The 21,539-nt window shown below is 64.2% G+C and carries 16 protein-coding genes, 2 tRNA genes, 3 rRNA genes and 2 pseudogenes; 10 read left to right on the forward strand and 13 right to left on the reverse strand.

Features of this window, described 5'->3' with window-relative positions:
- Positions 1-8 precede the first annotated feature (8 nt).
- The gene (locus tag AC5WJ1_RS21320; protein WP_135703450.1) at positions 9-869 is read right to left on the reverse strand and encodes a phytanoyl-CoA dioxygenase family protein; all 861 of its coding nucleotides are present in this window, start codon (positions 867-869) and stop codon (positions 9-11) included.
- A 250-nt stretch (positions 870-1,119) separates the two neighbouring features.
- Here AC5WJ1_RS21320 and AC5WJ1_RS21325 point away from each other — a divergent pair, with 250 nt between their 5' ends.
- The 5 genes and pseudogenes from AC5WJ1_RS21325 to AC5WJ1_RS21345 form a co-directional block, all read left to right on the forward strand.
- Positions 1,120-2,046, forward strand: a complete 927-nt coding sequence (locus AC5WJ1_RS21325) for an AAA family ATPase (RefSeq protein ID WP_135703449.1) — start codon at positions 1,120-1,122, stop codon at positions 2,044-2,046.
- A 5-nt stretch (positions 2,047-2,051) separates the two neighbouring features.
- Positions 2,052-3,119, forward strand: coding sequence for a DUF58 domain-containing protein (locus tag AC5WJ1_RS21330; protein WP_135703448.1), 1,068 nt, complete (start codon positions 2,052-2,054; stop codon positions 3,117-3,119).
- The gene (locus AC5WJ1_RS21335) at positions 3,116-5,089 is read left to right on the forward strand and encodes a transglutaminase TgpA family protein (protein WP_494476947.1); all 1,974 of its coding nucleotides are present in this window, start codon (positions 3,116-3,118) and stop codon (positions 5,087-5,089) included. The genes AC5WJ1_RS21330 and AC5WJ1_RS21335 overlap by 4 nt, the downstream gene beginning before the upstream one ends.
- A gap of 31 nt (positions 5,090-5,120) precedes the next feature.
- A complete protein-coding gene (locus AC5WJ1_RS21340) occupies positions 5,121-5,591 on the forward strand; it encodes a MarR family winged helix-turn-helix transcriptional regulator (protein ID WP_135703446.1) in 471 nt (156 codons plus the stop codon).
- A pseudogene (locus AC5WJ1_RS21345) lies at positions 5,588-5,979 on the forward strand (MFS transporter); the annotation flags it as partial. The gene AC5WJ1_RS21340 and the pseudogene AC5WJ1_RS21345, both read left to right, overlap by 4 nt.
- A gap of 351 nt (positions 5,980-6,330) precedes the next feature.
- Here AC5WJ1_RS21345 and AC5WJ1_RS21350 read toward each other — a convergent pair.
- A complete protein-coding gene (locus AC5WJ1_RS21350; RefSeq protein WP_133097915.1) occupies positions 6,331-6,663 on the reverse strand; it encodes a hypothetical protein in 333 nt (110 codons plus the stop codon).
- Positions 6,664-6,898: 235 nt separating this feature from the next.
- The gene (locus AC5WJ1_RS21355) at positions 6,899-8,368 is read right to left on the reverse strand and encodes a DegQ family serine endoprotease (protein ID WP_135703445.1); all 1,470 of its coding nucleotides are present in this window, start codon (positions 8,366-8,368) and stop codon (positions 6,899-6,901) included.
- Positions 8,369-8,538: 170 nt separating this feature from the next.
- Here AC5WJ1_RS21355 and AC5WJ1_RS21360 point away from each other — a divergent pair, with 170 nt between their 5' ends.
- Both AC5WJ1_RS21360 and AC5WJ1_RS21365 read left to right on the forward strand, forming a co-directional pair.
- Positions 8,539-9,027 (forward strand): MarR family winged helix-turn-helix transcriptional regulator, encoded by a 489-nt coding sequence (locus AC5WJ1_RS21360; protein ID WP_135703444.1) that lies wholly within the window; start codon positions 8,539-8,541, stop codon positions 9,025-9,027.
- A gap of 33 nt (positions 9,028-9,060) precedes the next feature.
- Positions 9,061-9,483: an organic hydroperoxide resistance protein gene (locus AC5WJ1_RS21365; RefSeq protein ID WP_133097912.1), complete on the forward strand. Its 423-nt coding sequence runs from the start codon at positions 9,061-9,063 to the stop codon at positions 9,481-9,483.
- Positions 9,484-9,533: 50 nt separating this feature from the next.
- Here AC5WJ1_RS21365 and AC5WJ1_RS21370 read toward each other — a convergent pair whose 3' ends face one another.
- The 6 genes from AC5WJ1_RS21370 to AC5WJ1_RS21395 form a co-directional block, all read right to left on the reverse strand.
- On the reverse strand, positions 9,534-9,803 hold the full coding sequence (locus tag AC5WJ1_RS21370; RefSeq protein WP_063241085.1) for a GIY-YIG nuclease family protein: 270 nt from the start codon (positions 9,801-9,803) through the stop codon (positions 9,534-9,536).
- 105 nt (positions 9,804-9,908) lie between these two features.
- Positions 9,909-10,022, reverse strand: a 5S ribosomal RNA gene (gene rrf, locus AC5WJ1_RS21375).
- Positions 10,023-10,137: 115 nt separating this feature from the next.
- Positions 10,138-13,015, reverse strand: a 23S ribosomal RNA gene (locus AC5WJ1_RS21380).
- A 296-nt stretch (positions 13,016-13,311) separates the two neighbouring features.
- A tRNA-Ala gene (locus tag AC5WJ1_RS21385) sits at positions 13,312-13,387 on the reverse strand.
- Positions 13,388-13,398: 11 nt separating this feature from the next.
- Positions 13,399-13,474, reverse strand: a tRNA-Ile gene (locus AC5WJ1_RS21390).
- Positions 13,475-13,536: 62 nt separating this feature from the next.
- Positions 13,537-15,068, reverse strand: a 16S ribosomal RNA gene (locus AC5WJ1_RS21395).
- The 16S, 23S and 5S rRNA genes sit together here with 2 tRNA genes alongside, the layout of an rRNA operon.
- Positions 15,069-15,633: 565 nt before the next feature.
- Here AC5WJ1_RS21395 and AC5WJ1_RS21400 point away from each other — a divergent pair.
- The 3 genes and pseudogenes from AC5WJ1_RS21400 (at position 15,634) to AC5WJ1_RS21410 (ending at position 18,166) form a co-directional block, all read left to right on the forward strand.
- Positions 15,634-16,023, forward strand: coding sequence for an OsmC family protein (locus AC5WJ1_RS21400; RefSeq protein WP_135703443.1), 390 nt, complete (start codon positions 15,634-15,636; stop codon positions 16,021-16,023).
- A 394-nt stretch (positions 16,024-16,417) separates the two neighbouring features.
- On the forward strand, positions 16,418-17,239 hold the full coding sequence (locus AC5WJ1_RS21405; RefSeq protein WP_135703442.1) for a hypothetical protein: 822 nt from the start codon (positions 16,418-16,420) through the stop codon (positions 17,237-17,239).
- A gap of 226 nt (positions 17,240-17,465) precedes the next feature.
- Positions 17,466-18,166 (forward strand): annotated as a pseudogene (locus AC5WJ1_RS21410) (DUF3047 domain-containing protein).
- Here AC5WJ1_RS21410 and AC5WJ1_RS21415 read toward each other — a convergent pair.
- From AC5WJ1_RS21415 to AC5WJ1_RS21430, 4 genes are all read right to left on the reverse strand, one after another.
- Positions 18,163-18,924 carry a lipoyl protein ligase domain-containing protein gene (locus AC5WJ1_RS21415; RefSeq protein ID WP_133097052.1) on the reverse strand — a complete coding sequence of 254 codons (762 nt, stop codon included), beginning with the start codon at positions 18,922-18,924 and terminating at the stop codon, positions 18,163-18,165. The pseudogene AC5WJ1_RS21410 and the gene AC5WJ1_RS21415 overlap by 4 nt on opposite strands.
- Before the next feature lie 53 nt (positions 18,925-18,977).
- Positions 18,978-19,319: a carboxymuconolactone decarboxylase family protein gene (locus tag AC5WJ1_RS21420; protein ID WP_133097053.1), complete on the reverse strand. Its 342-nt coding sequence runs from the start codon at positions 19,317-19,319 to the stop codon at positions 18,978-18,980.
- Positions 19,320-19,394: 75 nt separating this feature from the next.
- Positions 19,395-20,510, reverse strand: a complete 1,116-nt coding sequence (locus AC5WJ1_RS21425; protein ID WP_135703441.1) for an acetoin dehydrogenase dihydrolipoyllysine-residue acetyltransferase subunit — start codon at positions 20,508-20,510, stop codon at positions 19,395-19,397.
- Positions 20,510-21,526, reverse strand: a complete 1,017-nt coding sequence (locus AC5WJ1_RS21430; RefSeq protein ID WP_135703440.1) for an alpha-ketoacid dehydrogenase subunit beta — start codon at positions 21,524-21,526, stop codon at positions 20,510-20,512. Before AC5WJ1_RS21430 ends, AC5WJ1_RS21425 begins: the two co-directional genes overlap by 1 nt.
- Positions 21,527-21,539 lie beyond the last annotated feature (13 nt).

The following is a 21,539-nucleotide window of genomic DNA, read 5'->3' on the forward strand; positions in this document are numbered from 1 at the left end:
CGGCTGCCTCAGCCGGCCACCGGCAGCGCCACGCTGCCGAACTCGGCCGAACGCGTGCCGTCCAGCGGCCGGTTGCTGGCGCCGAAGTACGCAAAGGCAACCGACAGCTTGACCGCGTTGGAGGCATTGCGGCCCGCCGCGTGGAACAGCCGGCTGTCGAAGAACAGCACGTCGCCGCGGTGCAGCGCGAGCGGCCGCGCCGCCTGCAGCAGCGGCTGGCTGGCGGGATGCGCCTCGATCAGGAATTCCGCGGGATCCAGCTGGCCCGGCTCCAGCGCCGCGCGGTGCGAGCCCGGAATGACGCGCAGCACGCCGTTGCTTTCATCCTCGTCGCCCAGCGCCAGCCAGACCGTCACCAGCTCGGGCTTGGCAAACGACCAATAGCGCGTATCGCGGTGCCAGCCGGTCTGGCTGCCGTAGTGCGGGTGCTTGGTCATCACGCAGTTGTGGTGCGCCAGCGTCAGGCACGCGGGTTCGCCCAGCAGCGCCTGCACCACCGACACCAGCTTCGGAGCGGTAGCCCAGTCGTGGAACACTTCGTCGCGGCCGTAGGCCTGGCGCAGCCGCCTGACGGTGCCGCCGCCGGCGGCGTCGCGCGCGGCCGGGGCGCCGGGATAGCCCAGGTCGGCCTCGAACTCCACCGGTGGCACCACCGCCGCCAGGTGCCTGCGCGCCACCGCTTCCAGCGCGGCGCAGTCTGCCTCGCTCCCGAAGCCGCGCAGGATCACGAAGCCGTTGGCATGGAAGGCCTGCGCCAGGCGCAGCAGCGCGTCGGAATCGGCGGCGCCGGGGGTCAGCACGGCAGCCGCAGGGAGGTCGGCACGGAGGTCGGCACGGAGGTCGGCGGAGGGGTCCAGCGAGGCAGTCATTGCAGCGGGCAGCGGAAGGAGAAAGAAATACGGTTGGGCCGGCGGTGGCCCGACAGGCTCATGATGCCAGAACCCGCGCAAACTGGCGCAGCCTGTGCGCCATCCGGGTGCATCGCCGCCGGCCCGGGGTGTCTCCGTTCGGAAACAGACGGTGCCGCGTGCCGCGCACGCCGCTACAATGCGCTGCACTGCGTCCCCGTTTTTGCCGCCGGTCCGGCTCCCTTCCAACTCCCTTGCGCCGAGGTCCAACGTGACTGCTCGCCCACGCATCGTCGCTTCGCTGGCCGAGGCCCAGGCCCAGCTGGGCCGCATCGTCCTTGGCAAGCCGCAGCAGGTCCGGCTGGCGCTGGCCTGCATGCTGGCGGGAGGCCACCTGCTGCTGGAAGACGTGCCCGGCGTGGGCAAGACCACGCTCGCGCATGCGCTGGCGCGTACGCTCGGGCTGCAGTACCAGCGCGTGCAGTTCACCAGCGACCTGCTGCCGGCGGACCTGATCGGCGTCTCGGTGTTCGTGCGCGATGCGGGCGAATTCCGCTTCCATCGCGGCCCGGTGTTCGCGCAGGTAGTGCTGGCCGACGAGATCAACCGGGCGCCGCCCAAAACCCAGAGCGCCCTGCTCGAAGCCATGGCCGAGCGGCAGGTGACCCATGACGGCACCACGCACGCGCTGCCGGAACCGTTCTTCGTGATCGCCACGCAGAATCCGCTGGAGCAGCTGGGCACCCATGCGCTGCCTGAATCGCAGCTCGACCGCTTCACCATGCGCGTGTCGCTGGGCTATCCCGATCCCGCCTTCGAGCGCGTGCTGTACCTCGGCGGCGCCAGCGCGGCGGAAGCCACGCCGGTCATGGATGCCGCGCAGGTGCTGGCCCTGCAGCAGGCCGCCGCGCAGGTGTACGCCAGCCCCGCGCTGGTCGATTATGTGCTGGCACTGGTGCAGGCCACGCGGCGCCACAGCGGCTTTGCCGCCGGCCTGTCGCCGCGCGCCGGGCTGGCGCTGCTGGCCTGCGCGCGCGCACGGGCCCTGCTGGCGCAGCGCGAACTGGTGCTGCCCGAGGATGTGCAGGCGGTCTTTGCCGCCGTTGCCGCGCACCGGCTGCTGCCGGCGGGCGGCGGCAGCCCCGCGGCGGTGGATGGCGAGCTGGCGGCGCTGCTTGCCGGCGTGGCCATTCCCTGACGCCCATGGCGAGCGATCCGCTGGCGGCGCCGCACGACAACCGGAACGCGGCCGCACACCATCGCCTGCCCTGGCCAGGCCTGTTCGCGTCCGTCAGGCTCTTCCGCCAGCGCATTGCCGCGCGCCGGCCGTCCGGCGGCACCGTGCGGCTGGACCGGCGCCATCTCTATATCCTTCCCGCGCGGGGCGGCATCGGCTTTGCCGTGCTGCTCGGCGCGATGCTGCTGACTTCGCTCAACTACAACATCAGCCTGGGCTTCGCGCTGACCTTCCTGCTGGCCGGCATCGGCATGTCATGCATGTGGCTGGCCTACCGCAACCTGCTCGAACTGGCGGTGAGCGCGGGCACGGTGGCGCCGGTGCATGCCGGCCAGCTCGCGGTGTTTGCGCTGCGCGTCGACAACGCCGACGCCGGCGCGCGCATCGGCATCGAGGCGCGCGTGCCGGCGCTGCCAGAAGTCGTGCCGGCCACGCTGACGCTGGACGGCCACGCCAGCGGCACGCTTGCGCTGCACGTGCCGGCGCCGCGGCGCGGACGGCTGGCGCTGCCGCGCGTGGTGATCAGCAGCCGCTTCCCATTCGGGCTGTTCCGCGTCTGGAGCCATGCGGACCTGCCGCTGTCGACGCTGGTCTACCCGGCGCCGGAAGTTAATGCACCGCCCCCGCCCGCCGCGTATCGCCCTGGCGCGGATGACGCGGGACCTGCCGCGTCATCCGTTCCGGGCGACGACGGCATCGACCAGCTGCGGCGCTACCGCAGCGGCGACCCGCTGCACCGGATCGCGTGGAAGCACAGCGCGCGCACCGGCCGATGGCTGAGCCGCAGCGGCGATCCACCGCAGCGCCCGGCGCGCTGGCTCGACTGGCAGGCGATGCCCGCGGGCATGGACGCCGAAGCGCGGCTGTCGCGGCTGTGCGCCTGGCTGCTGGCCGCGCCGGACGATGCGGAAATCGGCCTGCGCCTGCCGGGCCTCGAATTGCCGCCCGCATGCGGCGCAAGCCATCGGCGCGCCTGTCTTGAAGCGCTGGCGTTGTGGCCGCAGCATCCAACGCGGCCCGGAGCCCGCCGATGAACGCCGTGGCAAGGCCGCTGCGGCATGAAGACCACGGCATGCTGCTCGGCCAGCTGGCGCTGGTGCTGGCGCCGCAGGCGCGGACCTTGCCGGTGTCGGTCAGCCTGCTGTTGTTGCTGCTGCTGGGCTGGCGCTGGCTGCTGTGGCGCCGGCGCGCGCCGCTGCCGTCGCGCTGGATGCTCGGCACCACCGCGCTGCTGGTGCTGCTGGTGGCCAGTGCGCTGGCCTGGCAGGCCGGCGGCGGCGTGGGGCGCGAGCTGGCGGTGGCGCTGCTGGGTGCGTTCGTCATCCTCAAGCTGCTCGAGTGCCGCGCGCTCGGCGATGCCACGCTGGTGACGCAGTTGTCCTTCTACCTGATACTGACGCTGTACCTGTCGGACCAGCCTTTCTGGCTGGCGCTGTACAGCCTGGCCATCGGCGCCTGGGTGTTGCGCAACTGGCTGCTGCTGCACCACCCGGAGGCGCGCAGCCGGCTGGCGATCTGGCCGATGCTGGGCCGCATGGCGCTGCTCGGCCTGCCGTGGGCGGTGGCCATGTTCGTGCTGTTCCCGCGGCTGGAGCATCCGCTGTGGCAGCTGCCGCAGTCCGCGCCCACCGGCACCACCGGCCTCAGCGATACCATGCGGCCAGGCAGCGTCGGCCAGCTGATCCGCTCGCCGGCGCTGGCGCTGCGCGCTGAAGTCGCCGGCCCGCCGCTGCCTGCCGCGGCGCTGTACTGGCGCGCGCTGGTGCTGTGGGAGTACGACGGCACCACCTGGCGTCCGGCGCGGCAGCGCCTGCACGCGCAGGCGCCCGCACCTGCGATGGCAGTGGCTGGGCGTGGAGTCGACTACAGCATCACGCTCGAGCCCAGTTCGCAGCACTGGCTGCTGGTGCTGGACCGCGGACAGGCCCTGTCGCCATCCGCCGACGCCGCCGTCACGCCAGATGGCGAATTCCTGTCGCGCCGGCCGGTGGACCAGCGCATCCGCTACCAGGCGCGATCGACGCTCACGCCGGCACCGGAGGCGCTGGATGCCGCCACGCGCCGGCTGGCGCTGGCCCTGCCCGCAGGCAACCCGCGCGCCCGCGCGCTGGCGTCAACATGGGCCGCGCAGCACGCCGATCCCGCCGCACGCGTGCAGGCGGCACTGCGCCTGTTCGCCGCCGCGCCGTTTGCCTACACGCTTAGCCCGCCACAGCTCGGCGCGGAGCAGGTCGACAGCTTTGTGTTCGACACCCGGCGCGGCTTCTGCGAACACTACGCCAGCAGCTTCGTCTTCCTGATGCGCGCCGGCGGCGTGCCGGCACGGGTCGTCACTGGCTACCAGGGCGGCGAATACAACCCCATCGGCGGCCACTACGTGGTGCGCCAGTCCGACGCCCACGCCTGGGCCGAAGTCTGGCTCGACGGCCGCGGCTGGGTGCGCGTCGATCCCACCAGCGCGGTCGCGCCCAGCCGGATCGAGCGGGGCCTGGACGCCGTCCTTGGCGCCGAGGCCGCGGCCTGGCGCCCGGCGCACCAGCCGGGCTGGCTGCAGGATGTCCGTTGGGCCTACGAGGGCATGGTCTACCGCTGGCAGCGCTGGGTGCTGCAGTACGACCACGCGCAACAGGCGCGCCTGCTGGCCACCCTCGGCACGGGCGCCAGTGCCGGGCAGCTGCTGGCCGGCGCGCTCGGGGTGCTGTGCCTGCTCGCACTGGTGCCGCTGTGGCGGCGCCGGGAGCGGGCCGATCCGCTTGACGCAGCCTACGACCGCTTCTGCGAACTGTTGGCCCGGCACGGCTGCGCGCGCGCGCCGGCCGAAGGTCCCCAGGACTTCGCCGCACGCGCCAGCACCCGACTGCCGCAGGCGGCCGCAGCCATCGCGGCGGTTGCCGCGGCCTACATCGGGCAACGCTATGGCAATGCCGATCCGGCTCACGTGCGGCAGGCGGCGGAGCGCATGCGGGCGGGTACGCGGGACATCGCGGGCGCGCTGCGTCGGTAATCAATCCGTCGCCAACGGATTGCTGCCCGCCATGAGTTTCGAAGCCCGCATAGATCGCTATTGCGCCAACCATCCCGAAGCGCCGCGCGACCTGATCCTGGCCTCGCGCTTGCTGCTGCGCGCGCATATCGACCAGGCGCTCGCCCCCTTTGAGCTGGACATGAACCAGTACCTGGTGATGAGCATGCTGTCGGCCGACGAAGGCCAGCCCAGCATGGCGTCCGAGTTGGGTACGACACTGGACGTCACCCGCACGCAGATGACGCGGCTGCTGGACGGGCTCGAAGCGCGGGGCCTGCTGCGCCGCCAGGCGTCGGCGCAGGACCGCCGCGGACTGGAACTGACCCTGACCGCGGCCGGACGGCGCCTGCTGGAGCGGGCCGCGCCGGTGGTCCACGCCGCCTACGGCGAGGCCTGGGCACCGGTGGGCGCGAGCGGCCTCGCCGGTGCCACCCGCGCGCTGACGCAGTTGCACCGGACCCTGCAAGCCCTGCAGCCATGACGGCCGGCACATCCTGGCGGCCGCTGTCGCGGCTGCGCGTCGACATGCGCTGGCTGCGCTGGCTCAGCCACCGCCAGCGCCAGACGCTGCTGATGATGCTGCTGGCGCTGGCCACCGGCGTGGAGTTCCTCGAGAACATCATGTTCGTGTTCGCGTCGAGCCATATCGTCGGCGGCATCGGCGCCGATCCGCGCACCTTTGCCCCGGTGCAGGCGGCCTACGCCGTCGGCAGCATGCTGATGATCCTCAAGCAGCGGTGGCTGTTGCGCCGGTTTGGGTACCGCTATTAGCTGACCGGCGCCCTGCTGCTGTTCATGGCCGGTACGCTTGCTGCGGCCACCGGCCATACGCTGGCGCAGATGTGGCGGCGCGTTTTGTCCAGGGCGTGCAGCAATGGGGGGCGTCGGTGCAGGCGGCGCTGTCCGCGCGCGGCTTCGACATGGCACAGGCACACCAGGGAGCACTGGCGCAACTCGCAGCGATGGTCGAGCAACAGGCCAGGCTGATTGCCTGCGAGGATATCTACCGGTTGATTGCGGTGCTCGCGCTTGGCGCGGCGGCGTTTCATGCTGGCGCAGCGGCGTCTGGCCTGAAACGCGCGCATTTTCCCGCCGTCAGTGGCGGAACGCTGGATTGACTGCAGGGCGAATGAATCGGGGAGGTGCGGAGTCGCCGCGCAGCGGATGATGGCGCGGACGGGTCGCAGTGCCGGCAGAGGCGGCAGCGGCGAAATACCTGCTCAGAACAGCGACAGCTGGCGCATGCCGAAACCGATGGTTTCTTCGACGCGCGCGCGTGCGTGGGCCAGCGATCCTTCGGCGCCCGAGTAATTGCCTGCGGCCCAGTGGTAGACCACGGGAACTTCGCCGCGCTCGGACAGGCGCACCTCGCCAAGCTTGTCGCCGCGTTCATTGCGGTAGAAATGCGAGCGATAGCCGCGCTCCCAATGCGGGGCGACTACTTTCTTGCGCCGCCGGGGCTTCGGCGCGGAGCCGGCCGCCGACGTCGTTGACGCCAGTCGCCGCGCTCTATCGGTACCCGGCGTTGTGGCGCGGGTGAAATCCAACTGCATAGACTTCCTTTTTGTCGATTCAGCAGAACCAGGGCCGGCGGGGGCTACCGCCGCATGCTTCGTGCATCGCAGTCGAGATAATACCTGTTGGCGCGCCTTCTGTAAGTAATTGGTTGTGCGGAATGCCGCTTCCCATAAGGCTTAGCGGGCCGTATACCGGTCGAGGTATACGGCCCGCGTTAACCCAAAAGCCTTGTCTGTTAACGATTAGCGGGTAGCGCCGGCGCGCCCGGTGTCAGCCGATATCGAGCGGAATAAAGATGCGGGCATCGTCGCGCTGCACCAGCAGCGCCACCTGCTTGCCGGACTTTGCCACCAGCGCTTTCAGCTGCTCGGCCGAAGTGATCGGCGTGCCGTTGAGCGACAGGATCACGTCGCCCGGCTGGATGCCAACCCGCGCCGCTGGCCCGGCCACGCCTTCGACCACCAGGCCGCCTTCGATGCCGCTGTCGCGCTTTTCTGCCGGCGACAGCGGACGCACCGCCAGCCCGAGCCGGCCGCTGGCCTCGTTGGTGCCGCCCTTCTGCGCCACCGCCTGGTCCTTGGCCGTGCCGATTTTCACCGACAAGGTCATCGGCTCGCCCTTGCGGATGATCTTCAGCGAGCTTTGCGTGCCGGGCTTGAGGTCGGCCACATGCTCGGGCAGGTCGCCCGAATGGTCGATCACGTCGTTGCCCAGCTGCACGATCACGTCGCCCGGCTTCAGGCCGGCTCGCGCTGCGGGACTGTCCGGCTCGACCGAGTTGACCAGCGCGCCGGTCGGCTTGGACAAGCCGAACGATTGCGCCAGCGCCTGGTTGACTTCCTGCACGCTGATGCCGAGGCGGCCGCGCGTGACCTTGCCGGTCGCCACCAGCTGCTGCTGGACCTTGGTGGCCACGTCTATCGGGATCGCGAACGACAAGCCCTGGTAGCCACCGGTCTGGCTGTAGATCTGCGCGTTGATGCCGATCACCTCGCCACGCTGGTTGAACAGCGGGCCGCCCGAGTTGCCCGGGTTGACGGCCACGTCGGTCTGGATGAACGGCACGTAGGTATCGTCAGGCAGCGAGCGCGACTTGGCGCTGACGATGCCGGCAGTCACGGTGTTCTCGAAGCCGTACGGCGAACCGATGGCCAGCACGGGCTCGCCGACGCGCACCTGCGAGGGATCGCCCAAGCGAACCGTCGGCAGGTTCTTGGCATCGATGCGGATCACCGCCACATCGGTCTGCGGATCCGTGCCCAATACCTTGGCCTTGAATTCGCGACGGTCGGTGAGCTTGACGGTCACCTCCTGCGCGCCGTCGACGACGTGCGCATTGGTCAGGATCAGGCCGTCAGGGCTGACGATAAAGCCGGAGCCCAGGCCGCGCACCAGTTGCTGCTGGCCACCTTGCGGGCCCTGGAACTGAGGGCCGAAGCGCTTGAAGAACTGGAACAGCGGATCGTCGGGATCGATCCCGGGCGGCATCTGCGCGGCGGTGCGTTGGGCGCGCGCGGTCACGCTGATATTGACCACGGCGGGTCCATATTGCGCAACGATGCCGGAGAAGTCCGCCGGCGTGGCCACGGCGGCCGCTGGCTGCGTGGCTGCGAGGGGCGTCGGCATGGGAGCAGCGTATCCGGGCGTGACGACTTCCTTCTGCAGGTAGGCATACCCGCCGCCCAGGGCGGCGAGGGCCGCAATACCGACGGCCGTGCGAGCAATGGTCTGGCGAATCATGTCAGGGTCCTTACGTAGAAGATCTGGCGTCGGCACTTTGCGACGCGACGGGATCATGCTAACGACCGAGACTTAAAACAGGCTTAAGGTTACGAGTGCCTTGATTATCACTTTTAGCGCAGGTGACAAATTTATGTTGCACACAATTCAATTGCGTATAATATATCGGCATGGAACGCGACAACGATGACACCTCGAATTGGCTGCTGCTCGATCGGCAACTATGCTTTGCCCTGTATTCGACGTCGCTTGCGATGACCAAGCTGTACAAGCCCATGCTTGGTGAGCTTGGACTCACTTATCCGCAATACCTGGTGATGCTTGTATTGTGGGAGACTGAAACGCTGACGGTATCGGAACTGGGTGGTCGCCTTGCGCTGGATTCCGGCACGCTGACACCGTTGTTGAAGCGGCTGGAAGCCACCGGCCTGGTTACCCGCAACCGCGATACCGGCGACGAGCGCCGGGTACTGGTGCGCGTGACCGAGGCCGGTCGGGCCCTGCGCGATGCAGCCGAACGTATTCCTGAACAGATGTTGTGCGCCACGCAGTGCCCGGTCGAAGAAATCCAGGCCCTGACGCAGCGCCTGCATGCACTGCGGTCCACGCTGGAAGCAGCGCGTACCGATTTCCCACCGCCGCACGACGGCAAGCCTTGATACGCCCCTGCGGGCAACCAAACGGAGCCTTAAATGAAACTCGAAAAAGTCGTTTATACCGCCCATGCCAAAGCAACCGGCGGCCGCGATGGCCGGGCCACAACCTCCGATAGCCAACTCGACGTCAAGCTGGCAGTGCCCAAGGAAATGGGCGGCGCCGGCAACGGCCTGAACCCGGAACAGCTGTTTGCCGCTGGCTACTCGGCCTGCTTCCTGGGCGCGATCCGGTACGTGGCCGGCCAGCAAAAAATCAATGTACCGGCAGAGGCTTCGATCGAAGGCGCCGTCGGCATCGGGCCGATTCCGCAAGGTTTCGGCATCCAGGTCGAGCTGAAGATTTCGCTGCCGGGCTTCGAACGCGAAGCGGCGGAGAAACTGGTGGAGCAGGCTCACCAGGTTTGCCCGTATTCGAATGCCACCCGCGGCAATATCGACGTGACGCTGACGGTCGTCTGATTCCGCGCCCAGACAAAACGGCCAGGATCGCCTAGCGGTCCTGGCCGTTTTTATTTTGGGTCTTCGTGCTGCGCACAGAACGCGCGCTTCTGCGCCGCACTCATCCGCTTGATCTCGATTTCCGCCTTCAATGCTTCCGATTTGGTTTCAAAACGAAGCCGCACCATGACCCGGATGGGCTTGCGCGAACGCGTATATTTGGCCCCCTTTCCCGACAGATGCTCCGCAAAGCGCCGATCGACGTCGGTGGTGATCCCGGTATAGATCGAGTCACCGGTGCATTCGAGCAGGTAGAGATACCAGGCGCAGTCGTCTGACATGGAATGAAAGGTCTAAGCGAGCCGATAAACCGCTGATAAACTCGAAGCCGCAAAAAGCAAAAACCCCTCGCAGCACATGCTGTCGAGGGGTTTTGCACAATAAGAGCCTGGCGATGACCTACTTTCACACGGGTAATCCGCACTATCATCGGCGCGGAGCTGTTTCACGGTCCTGTTCGGGATGGGAAGGGGTGGTTCCAGCTCGCTATGGTCACCAGGCATGAGGGGTTGTGGCGCTGGGGTTCAAGCCAGCGTCACGAATCGGGATGTAGTTGGGGTTGTGCGTATCTGGCACAGACACGATCACACACACCAGGTGAAACACACTGGTTATAGGATCAAGCCTTACGGGCAATTAGTACTGGTTAGCTTAACGCATTACTGCGCTTCCACACCCAGCCTATCAACGTCCTGGTCTCGAACGACCCTTCAAGGAGGTCAAGCCTCCAGGGAATCCTCATCTTCAGGCGAGTTTCCCGCTTAGATGCTTTCAGCGGTTATCTCTTCCGTACATAGCTACCCTGCGATGCCTCTGGCGAGACAACAGGTACACCAGCGGTACGTCCACTCCGGTCCTCTCGTACTAGGAGCAGCCCCCGTCAAGATTCCAACGCCCACGGCAGATAGGGACCAAACTGTCTCACGACGTTTTAAACCCAGCTCACGTACCTCTTTAAATGGCGAACAGCCATACCCTTGGGACCGGCTACAGCCCCAGGATGAGATGAGCCGACATCGAGGTGCCAAACACCGCCGTCGATATGAACTCTTGGGCGGTATCAGCCTGTTATCCCCAGAGTACCTTTTATCCGTTGAGCGATGGCCCTTCCATTCAGAACCACCGGATCACTATGTCCTGCTTTCGCACCTGCTCGACTTGTCGGTCTCGCAGTTAAGCACGCTTTTGCCATTGCACTTTAGGTACGATGTCCGACCGTACCAAGCGTACCTTCGAACTCCTCCGTTACACTTTGGGAGGAGACCGCCCCAGTCAAACTGCCTACCATGCACTGTCCCCGACCCGGATTCACGGGCCAAGGTTAGAACCTCAAACAAACCAGGGTGGTATTTCAAGGACGGCTCCACGTGAACTGGCGTCCACGCTTCAAAGCCTCCCACCTATCCTACACAGATCGGTTCAAAGTCCAATGCAAAGCTACAGTAAAGGTTCATGGGGTCTTTCCGTCTAGCCGCGGGGAGATTGCATCATCACAAACACTTCAACTTCGCTGAGTCTCGGGAGGAGACAGTGTGGCCATCGTTACGCCATTCGTGCAGGTCGGAACTTACCCGACAAGGAATTTCGCTACCTTAGGACCGTTATAGTTACGGCCGCCGTTTACCGGGACTTCAATCAAGAGCTTGCACCCCATCATTTAATCTTCCGGCACCGGGCAGGCGTCACACCCTATACGTCCACTTTCGTGTTTGCAGAGTGCTGTGTTTTTATTAAACAGTCGCAGCCACCATTTTATTGCAACCCCTTCACCCTTCTGGCGCAGGCCAGTCAAGCTACCAGGGCGTACCTTATCCCGAAGTTACGGTACCAATTTGCCGAGTTCCTTCTCCCGAGTTCTCTCAAGCGCCTTAGAATACTCATCTCGCCCACCTGTGTCGGTTTGCGGTACGGTCTCGTATGACTGAAGCTTAGAGGCTTTTCTTGGAACCACTTCCAATTGCTTCGCAGCACTAGGCCGCTCGCCCCACATCCTTGAATCCCGCGCCCGGATTTGCCTGAGCGCCTTCTCCAATGCAGGGACCGGGACTTCCAACACCCGGACAACCTTCCGCGATCCGTCCCCCCATCGCATCATACGACGGTGCAGGAATATTAACCTGCTTCCCATCAGCTACGCATCTCTGCCTCGCCTTAGGGGCCGACTCACCCTACGCCGATGAACGTTGCGTAGGAAACCTTGGGCTTACGGCGAGGGGGCCTTTCACCCCCTTTATCGCTACTCATGTCAGCATTCGCACTTCTGATACCTCCAGCATCCTTTACAAGACACCTTCACAGGCTTACAGAACGCTCTCCTACCACGCACTTGCGTGCGTCCGCAGCTTCGGTATATAGCTTAGCCCCGTTACATCTTCCGCGCAGGACGACTCGATCAGTGAGCTATTACGCTTTCTTTAAAGGGTGGCTGCTTCTAAGCCAACCTCCTGACTGTTTTAGCCTTCCCACTTCGTTTCCCACTTAGCTATATTTGGGGACCTTAGCTGGCGGTCTGGGTTGTTTCCCTCTTGACACCGGACGTTAGCACCCGATGTCTGTCTCCCGTGATTGCACTCTTCGGTATTCGGAGTTTGCTATGGCGGGGTAATCAGCAATAGACCCCCCAACCATGACAGTGCTCTACCCCGAAGGTGAGACACGAGGCACTACCTAAATAGTTTTCGGAGAGAACCAGCTATTTCCAGATTTGTTTAGCCTTTCACCCCTATCCACAGCTCATCCCCTAACTTTTCAACGTTAGTGGGTTCGGTCCTCCAGTACGTGTTACCGCACCTTCAACCTGGCCATGGATAGATCATCTGGTTTCGGGTCTACACCCAGCGACTCAACGCCCTGTTCGGACTCGCTTTCGCTACGCCTGCCCTAATCGGTTAAGCTTGCCACTGAATGTAAGTCGCTGACCCATTATACAAAAGGTACGCCGTCACCCGTTTCCAGGCTCCGACTGTTTGTATGCATGCGGTTTCAGGATCTATTTCACTCCCCTCCCGGGGTTCTTTTCGCCTTTCCCTCACGGTACTGGTTCACTATCGGTCGATCACGAGTATTTAGCCTTGGAGGATGGTCCCCCCATCTTCAGACAGGATTTCACGTGTCCCGCCCTACTTGTCGTACACCTAGTTCCACAACGCTGTTTTCGCATACAGGGCTATCACCTGCTAGGGCCGGGCTTTCCATCCCGTTCTGCTAACAACACTGCTAAAGAGTACAAGGCTCTTCCCATTTCGTTCGCCACTACTTTGGGAATCTCGGTTGATTTCTGTTCCTGCAGCTACTTAGATGTTTCAGTTCGCCGCGTTCGCTTCCCACACCTATGGATTCAGTGTGGGATGACCCATACGGGCCGGGTTTCCCCATTCGGACATCTCCGGATCAAAGCTTGTTTGCCAGCTCCCCGAAGCTTTTCGCAGGCTACCGCGTCCTTCATCGCCTGTGATCGCCAAGGCATCCACCACATGCACTTGTTCGCTTGACCCTATAACAAGTGTGTCTCAAGCTTGCGCTCATGACACCGCTCACTACAGGTTGAGTTCTCGCATTTGTGCCGTATTCCAAGTCATCTTTCGATCACTTTAAATACATTTTGGTTGATACAATCACAACCCGGTATCGCGTTTGCTACTGCAGCGTCTCATCAACGCTCGCGCGACACCTTTACTACATCCCATATTGTTAAAGAACAGCCGATCTTGCGATCGCTTGGCAATGCCAAATGCAAACGCTCAATTCTTAAGCGCTTGCATTTGGCGGCCAACCAAAGTTACCAGGCAGTGGTGGAGGATGACGGGATCGAACCGACGACCCCCTGCTTGCAAAGCAGGTGCTCTCCCAGCTGAGCTAATCCCCCCTCGGATAACTTGGTGGGTCTGGTAGGACTTGAACCTACGACCCCGCCTTATCAAGACGGTGCTCTAACCACCTGAGCTACAGACCCTTGGCTGTAACAGCAAACAAACCGATAAGTGTGAACGCTAGGCTTGAGACACAAGCCTCTGGAAAGGAGGTGATCCAGCCGCACCTTCCGATACGGCTACCTTGTTACGACTTCACCCCAGTCATGAACCCTGCCGTGGTAATCGCCCTCCTTGCGGTTAGGCTAACTACTTCTGGCAAAACCCACTCCCATGGTGTGACGGGCGGTGTGTACAAGACCCGGGAACGTATTCACCGCGGCATGCTGATCCGCGATTACTAGCGATTCCAGCTTCACGTAGTCGAGTTGCAGACTACGATCCGGACTACGATGCGTTTTCTGGGATTAGCTCCCCCTCGCGGGTTGGCAACCCTCTGTACGCACCATTGTATGACGTGTGAAGCCCTACCCATAAGGGCCATGAGGACTTGACGTCATCCCCACCTTCCTCCGGTTTGTCACCGGCAGTCTCTCTAGAGTGCTCTTGCGTAGCAACTAGAGACAAGGGTTGCGCTCGTTGCGGGACTTAACCCAACATCTCACGACACGAGCTGACGACAGCCATGCAGCACCTGTGTCCACTTTCCCTTTCGGGCACCTAAGGCATCTCTGCTTCGTTAGTGGCATGTCAAGGGTAGGTAAGGTTTTTCGCGTTGCATCGAATTAATCCACATCATCCACCGCTTGTGCGGGTCCCCGTCAATTCCTTTGAGTTTTAATCTTGCGACCGTACTCCCCAGGCGGTCAACTTCACGCGTTAGCTACGTTACTGAAGAAATGAATCCCCAACAACTAGTTGACATCGTTTAGGGCGTGGACTACCAGGGTATCTAATCCTGTTTGCTCCCCACGCTTTCGTGCATGAGCGTCAGTGACGTCCCAGGGGGCTGCCTTCGCCATCGGTATTCCTCCACATCTCTACGCATTTCACTGCTACACGTGGAATTCTACCCCCCTCTGACATACTCTAGCCTGACAGTCACAAGCGCCATTCCCAAGTTAAGCTCGGGGATTTCACGCCTGTCTTATCAAACCGCCTGCGCACGCTTTACGCCCAGTAATTCCGATTAACGCTCGCACCCTACGTATTACCGCGGCTGCTGGCACGTAGTTAGCCGGTGCTTATTCTTCCGGTACCGTCATCCACGCCAGGTATTAACCAGCGCGATTTCTTTCCGGACAAAAGTGCTTTACAACCCGAAGGCCTTCTTCACACACGCGGCATTGCTGGATCAGGGTTGCCCCCATTGTCCAAAATTCCCCACTGCTGCCTCCCGTAGGAGTCTGGGCCGTGTCTCAGTCCCAGTGTGGCTGATCGTCCTCTCAGACCAGCTACTGATCGTCGCCTTGGTAGGCTCTTACCCCACCAACTAGCTAATCAGACATCGGCCGCTCCTGTAGCGCGAGGCCTTACGGTCCCCCGCTTTCACCCTCAGGTCGTATGCGGTATTAGCTAATCTTTCGACTAGTTATCCCCCACTACAGGGCACGTTCCGATGTATTACTCACCCGTTCGCCACTCGCCACCAGGCCGAAGCCCGTGCTGCCGTTCGACTTGCATGTGTAAGGCATGCCGCCAGCGTTCAATCTGAGCCAGGATCAAACTCTTCAGTTCAATCTCTGTGTGGGTCCGAAGACCCTCGCTCTTTCGAGCGGTCGCTCACTCTCAGAAAACTGACTGACCAGATCCGAAGACCCAGTCACGTTTTGCTGTGCGAGCACTGTATAACTTGTGAAGCAACACTGTCCGAAGACAGCGGCGTCCGCTACCCAGCGCCCACACTTATCGGTTGTTTGTTTGTTAAAGAACTTCGCTTCCCGGCTTTGCCGTTCAGCGCGCTGCGTTGTCTGCAGCAGAGAAACGAGATTATGCAGAGCTTTCTTCGTTTCGTCAACCGTTGCAGCAATCTTTTTTTGCTGCGGCCAGCGCTGCCAACTTCGCTGCGCCAACCTTGCGGTCGACCCCGCAACCCTTGCTGCGTCTGCCTTGCAGCGCCGCGTTGTGTTGCGAGGGGGCGAATATTAAGTGAGCGTGCCAGGGTTGGCAAGCACTTTTTCGGAAAACTCCGAAACCGCAGCAAAAGTGCAGCTGCCACCGCTTTGAACAGCCTGCAACGCCCTGTATAGAATGACTGCTCCGGCCCGCCGGGCCGCCTTCTCTTATTAGATGGGGACGATCGATGACTATCCAAGCGACCTGGCAGCCGAGCCAGGGCAACACCATCTGCCACCTGAGCAACGGTACCGCCAAATGGCAGGCCGACCTGGATGCCTCGGCGGGCGGCGATACCAGCTACCCCAGCCCCCACGACTTGCTCGACTCCGCGCTGGCCGCTTGCACTACCCTGACGCTGCAGCTCTATGCCAAGCGCAAGGGCTACGCCATCGCCAGGATCGACGTGTCGATCGTCCATGAAGAATCCAACGGCACCTATTCGCTGAAGCGCGAGGTCAAGGTCAGTGGTGAACTGACGCCCCAGATCCTGGATGACCTCCTGCGGGTCGCCAACCGTTGCCCGGTACACAAGACGCTGTCCGGACAGATCGCTATCGAGACATCGATCGGCTGAGAACCGGCTCCTGTTGCCGCAGAAAATGATAATCGTTATCATTTGCGACCTCGGGTTCTGACACGACCTGAGTCAGCAAATGGGTTACCGGACACGCTTCGTGTCCGGTTTTTTCTTCCCGCTCGTACCCTCAATCCAGAGCCGCTGACGCGCTCGCATGCATCGGAATGTCATCGTCCTGACGCCGGCCCCGGGCTACTGTGCGGCTAATGCCGCTACGCCCACCCGATCGGGGGACGCCGCCGGCAGTATGTTGGCTGTCCAACGAAGGTTGCGTCGTATTCAGGCTAATCCGGCACCGCGCACTTTGTCTGCGATGCAGCGCCGGCTTACCATGATCGAAAAGCAGAACAAGAAAAAAGCGCATCCAGAAGCGTCGCGAGCGGGGGAGTCCTTGACCAACTTTATTGAAGCGTATTGCTCTCAGGTACGGCTTGGGGGCGCCACCGGCGTCATCGCCAGACCCGTCCTGGTTGGGCAAGACGGTACGTACGCCATGCACTACGTGCCGTGCGAATACCTGAACACGCAGGCGCAGCTGGTGCTCGTCAGCACCACCCCGGGCCATGCCCATGTGCGGCTGGCAGCGTCCGTGACCGAGGAGCTGCTGCGCAGCCATGCGCCGGGCCGCGTGATCCAGCGCGAGAACAAGCGTCGGGTGGAACTGGGCGGCAAGCTGATTCGGCCAAACCTGATCCGCATGCTCGACCACTTCCGCGTACCCGAGCTGGTCCGCCTGCCACATGCCGCGGCGCTGTGGAACGAAGGCTTCGAGCGGCTGCAGCCGCTGGCCTTGCTGCCGCATGCCACTACCCGGCGCGGGCTCGCCTTCGACGGCCCCTTCGAAGATCTGATGGCGGCGCCCATGCTTCGCGAAGTCTTCGAAAACCAGTTTCTCGGCACCGTCCGGCAGATACGCACCGACGCTTTCTATATCGCGCTGGGCCGCACCGCCTGGGCCGGGCTCCGGCATGCCGTCAGCCGGCGGCTGATTGCGCGCGACCAGTTGCTGGGCATGATGCCGGTACCCGCACGAGCCGGCAGCATGGTGCGCTATTTCCTGCGCGAGCTGTCCGTCAGCGACCTGTCGCCGAAGGATCCCGTGCGCCATCGCGTGGGATGGCTTGACACCGCCCATGCCGAACTGGAAGCCAATGTCCGCAGGATCAAGGCAGCGGCAGAACCGGATCCGCATGGCTCCTGCCTTATCGCCTGAACGATTGCCCGCCTCGCAAACTGTGATGCATACGCCCCACCGAAGTGGGGTCTTGCGACGCCGTCTGGCGTCGATAACGCTTCTTGAGGAAACTGACCTCCTCGCATTCCCGATTGGCGGCCCCACGTGGGCCGCAATTTTTTTGTGCGGCCGGTGCGTGATGCGCATGGTGATGGGCACGAGCCTTGCGTCACGCCCCGTGGCCATATTCCCTCCCGGATCGACCATGAGTGCCACGCCTGCCCTGCGCCTCGCCTTGTGTGCCGCGCTGCTGCTGCCGCAGCTTGCCGTTCAGGCCGCGGACGAACAGCCCGGACTATCGGTGTCCGCGCTCAAGCCGGGAGCAGCGCTGCCAGATGGCTGGAAGAATTTACCGGTGGCCAACGGCAAGGCGCAAACCAGCTATCAGCTGGTGGCCGACGGCCGCGCCACGGTGCTGCAGGCCGACGCCGAACACTCAGCCTCGGCGCTGCTGCACGCGGGCGATGTGAATCTCTCACGCACGCCCGTGGTGGCGTGGCGCTGGAAGGCGCAAGGCCCGATTCCCGGTGCGGACAATAGCGACGGCGCCCATGAGGATGCGCCGGCCCGGCTGGTGTTCTTCTTCGAGGGCGACACGAGCAAGCTCTCGCTAGGTGACCGCGCGGCGATGCAGATCGCCAAGAGTCTCGCCGGTGAAGAACTTAGCCGGGCAGCGTCATCCCCAACCCGCATACCGGCCGCGTGCAGATGATCGTCGTCTCTGGCGCGCAAGGCGATGCCGGTAAATGGCAAAGCCTGCGCCGTAACGTCGTGCAGGACTACGAACGGGTGTTCCATGAGCAACCGGGCCCGCTCAAGGCGTACGGCATCATCACCGATACCGACAACACCCACAGTGCCGCCCGCGCCTGGTATGGCGACATCCGCTTCCTGCCTGCCAACTAGGCCGGCGGGGGCGTCTGCGCGGCACTGTGCCTCAGTACCTGCGATACCTGCGCCATCAGTTCGGCCCCGTCGGCGGCGGCGCGCCCCTGCGCCTGCAGCGCCTCGCGCACGCTGACCACCTTGCGCGGATCATAGTGGCGCCCGCTGTCGATCGCTGCCTCGAAGGCATTGGCGCGCGCGTTGATCTGCGCCGGGTCGGCACTTACCAGCAGCACCGCATGCGCCAGGACCAGGTGCCGTTGCCCATCCGGCGACTGCATGGCCGCCGGCGCGCGCCGCCAGTACTGCGCGGTGCCGGCGATCTTGCGGGCCGCCTCCGGCGGTCCCCACGCGAGATTGAAGCGGCCGTCGCAGAACGAGCCGGCCACCGCCTGCCAATGGGTCGGCACGCACAGCGCCAGCAGCCCCTTGCCGATGACATCGCACAGGTGCAGGTAGACCCCATCGCTGAGCGCACCCGGCGGCTGGCCGACGCTATAGGCCAGGCTCAGGTTGAGGATGCCCGGGCCTTGCGGCACCAGTCCCCCGCCCGACATGCGCAGGAACACCGGACAGCCTTGCCGGGCGAACTCGGCGCGCGCCGCCTCGAAGCCGGCATGCCGCTGATAGGTACGCGGCACCACCAGCGACAGTGGCGCTTCCCACAGTTGCGCGACCTGCCGGCCCTGCGCGGCGAACTCGAGCAAGGCCAGTTCGTCCTGCAGCGGATCCGCATGCGGCTGGCCGGCAGGCGCGGGCTCGACGAACTCAAAAGGCATGGCGCGGCAGCGGTCTTGGCCGGTCGGGTAACGATAGGCCGAGTCTAGCAAGGCTAACCGTTGAGCGCATCGAAATAGGCCAGCGCCTTCGACGCATACATCGCGCCCGGGCCGCCGCCCATCTCGATATTGAGCGCCAGTACTTCGGCCAGTTGATCGCGCGTGGCGCCGTGGCGCAACGCCTGTGCCGTGTGGAACAGCACGCAGTCGTCGCAGCCCTTCTGCACAGCCAGCGCGACCGCGACCAGTTCCTTGACCGCGGCCGGCAGGCTGCCTTCCTGCGTGGCGGCCTTCATCAGGCCCTGGAATGCGCTCATGGCCGCGGGCTGGGCCTGCGCGAGCGCGGCGAACTGCTTGTTAATCTGGGCGAGGCGGGTCTTCAGTTCAGTGCTCATAAAAGCTGTCGTCCTGATTCGGTGGATGGAGGACAAAGGCGGGCGGCAGCGCACGCCGCCGCCCGCGCCGCGGCATCAGCCGCCGAGGTGCTGCCTGAGCAGCGCGTTGAAGTCGTTGGCCTTCTCCATCTGGCTCATATGGCCGGCGTCGGCAAAGACCTTGACGGTAGCGCCGGGCGGCGCCGCCTCGGCATGTTCCGCCGGGATGATGCGGTCCTGGCCGCCCCACACCACCAGCACGCGCTTGCCGCTGCCGGCCAGCCGCTGGCCGGGCTGCTCCTTCTGCCTGCCGCCGGCGAACAGGTCCTGGCCCAGGGACGTCAGCGCTTCGGTCACGCCATCCAGCCGCTTGTAGCGCAGCAGGTCGTCGAGCATCTGCCGGCTGACCAGCCCGGCATCCGCGAACAGCAGTTCGATCACCGGCTTCAGCTCTCGCCGCGACTGCGCATTGACGAAGCCCTCGGTATAGCCGCTGTTGACCGCTTCGCCAAAGCCCACCGGCGACACCAGTGCCATCGACAACACCCGCTGCGGCGAGTCCACGGCGAGCTGCGCCGCCACGCCGCCGCCCATCGAATGGCCGACCAGGTGCGCCGCGTCGATCCCGGTCTCGTCCATGAAGCGCGCTACAAAGCCGGCCATCTGCGCCAGCGTCGTGCCCGCGAGCCGCGGCGACGACTGTCCATGGCCGGGAAGGTCCAGTGCCACGACCGTGTACGCGTCGGCAAGGGGATCGAGGTTGAACAGCCAGTTGTCCAGGTCACCGCCAAAGCCGTGGATGAAGAGCACGGTCTCGGCGCCGCTGCCCTTGCGGGCGTAGCGGACGCGGACGCCGTCCACGTCGGCGAACTGGTACGCGGCGGCAGCGTCTTCCTCGTCGCCGTCGTCCGCGGGCGCTTCATAAGCCGATACATACGCGTCGATATCCGCATCGCTCACCTCCGCCGGGGCCAGCACGCCAAGCAGCGCCTTGACCGGCAGCACGTCGCCGGCCTGCGCCACCTTGCGGCGCAGCGTGCCGGCGTCCGGCGCCTCCACCGCATTGGCGATCTTGTCGGTTTCCACATCGAGGATCGGCATGCCCACGCTGATCTCGGCGCCCTCGTCGACCAGCCAGGCATTGACCGTGCCTTCCTTCATCGACAGGCCCCACTTGGGCATCACGATCGGGGTAATTGCTGCGCTTGCCATCACTGCTTGCCTCCCTTCACCGTCTTGCGCGCGGCAGCAGCGATCTGCGCGGCGCCGGGGATATACAGGTCTTCCAGCGTCGGCGAGAACGGCACCGGCGTATGCGGCGGGCACACCATCTCGATGCCGGCCTTGAGCGCGCCGAAGGCCTGCTGCGCGACCTGCGCGGAGATATCGGTGGCGATATTGCAGCGCGGGCTGGCTTCATCCACCACCACCAGGCGGCCGGTGTTCTCGACCGATTCCAGCACCGTGTCCATGTCCAGCGGCGACAGCGTGCGCAGGTCGATCACTTCCGCTTCGATGCCTTCCTTCGCCAGCGTGGCCGCCGCCTCCAGCGCGCGGTGCACCATCAGCCCGTAGGTGACGATCGACACGTCCTTGCCGTCGCGCACGATATTGGCCTCGCCAAACGGGATCGCGTACGCGCCCTCCGGCACCTCGCCTTCCAGCCCGTACAGGTTCTTGTGCTCGCAGAAGATCACCGGGTCGTTGTCGCGGATCGCCTGGATCAGCAGGCCCTTGGTGTCATACGGCGTTGACGGGCATACCACCTTGAGCCCGGGGATATGCGTGAACAGTGGCGTCAGCATCTGGCTGTGCTGCGCGGCGGCACGAAAGCCCGCGCCGACCATGGCGCGGATCACCACCGGGGTTTCGGCCTTGCCACCGAACATGTAGCGGAACTTGGCCGCCTGGTTGAAGATCTGGTCGAAGCACACGCCCATGAAGTCGATGAACATCAGCTCGGCGATCGGGCGCATGCCACAGGCCGCGGCGCCGATGGCCGCGCCCACATAGGCCGACTCCGACAACGGCGTATCCAGCAGCCGGTCGCCATGCTTGGCATAGAGTCCCTTGGTCACGCCCAGCACGCCGCCCCAGGCGTCCTTCTCGCCATCCGCGCCGGCGCCGCCGACGATGTCTTCGCCCAGCATGATGACGCTGGGGTCGCGGGTCATTTCCTGGTCGATCGCCTCGTTGATCGCCAGCTTGATGCTCAGTTTGCGAGCCATGTTTGTCTCCTGA

Source organism: Cupriavidus sp. MEYA8, from assembly GCF_059278825.1.

Bases quoted from the DNA above. Each gene is read 5' to 3' on its own strand.
- AC5WJ1_RS21320 (WP_135703450.1), bottom strand. From the start codon at position 869: ATGACTGCCTCGCTGGACCCCTCCGCCGACCTCCGTGCCGACCTCCGT.
- AC5WJ1_RS21330 (WP_135703448.1), top strand. From the start codon at position 2,052: ATGGCGAGCGATCCGCTGGCGGCGCCGCACGACAACCGGAACGCGGCC.
- AC5WJ1_RS21335 (WP_494476947.1), top strand. From the start codon at position 3,116: ATGAACGCCGTGGCAAGGCCGCTGCGGCATGAAGACCACGGCATGCTG.
- AC5WJ1_RS21340 (WP_135703446.1), top strand. From the start codon at position 5,121: ATGAGTTTCGAAGCCCGCATAGATCGCTATTGCGCCAACCATCCCGAA.
- AC5WJ1_RS21350 (WP_133097915.1), bottom strand. From the start codon at position 6,663: ATGCAGTTGGATTTCACCCGCGCCACAACGCCGGGTACCGATAGAGCG.
- AC5WJ1_RS21355 (WP_135703445.1), bottom strand. From the start codon at position 8,368: ATGATTCGCCAGACCATTGCTCGCACGGCCGTCGGTATTGCGGCCCTC.
- AC5WJ1_RS21360 (WP_135703444.1), top strand. From the start codon at position 8,539: ATGGAACGCGACAACGATGACACCTCGAATTGGCTGCTGCTCGATCGG.
- AC5WJ1_RS21365 (WP_133097912.1), top strand. From the start codon at position 9,061: ATGAAACTCGAAAAAGTCGTTTATACCGCCCATGCCAAAGCAACCGGC.
- AC5WJ1_RS21370 (WP_063241085.1), bottom strand. From the start codon at position 9,803: ATGTCAGACGACTGCGCCTGGTATCTCTACCTGCTCGAATGCACCGGT.
- AC5WJ1_RS21400 (WP_135703443.1), top strand. From the start codon at position 15,634: ATGACTATCCAAGCGACCTGGCAGCCGAGCCAGGGCAACACCATCTGC.
- AC5WJ1_RS21415 (WP_133097052.1), bottom strand. From the start codon at position 18,924: ATGCCTTTTGAGTTCGTCGAGCCCGCGCCTGCCGGCCAGCCGCATGCG.
- AC5WJ1_RS21420 (WP_133097053.1), bottom strand. From the start codon at position 19,319: ATGAGCACTGAACTGAAGACCCGCCTCGCCCAGATTAACAAGCAGTTC.
- AC5WJ1_RS21425 (WP_135703441.1), bottom strand. From the start codon at position 20,510: ATGGCAAGCGCAGCAATTACCCCGATCGTGATGCCCAAGTGGGGCCTG.
- AC5WJ1_RS21430 (WP_135703440.1), bottom strand. From the start codon at position 21,526: ATGGCTCGCAAACTGAGCATCAAGCTGGCGATCAACGAGGCGATCGAC.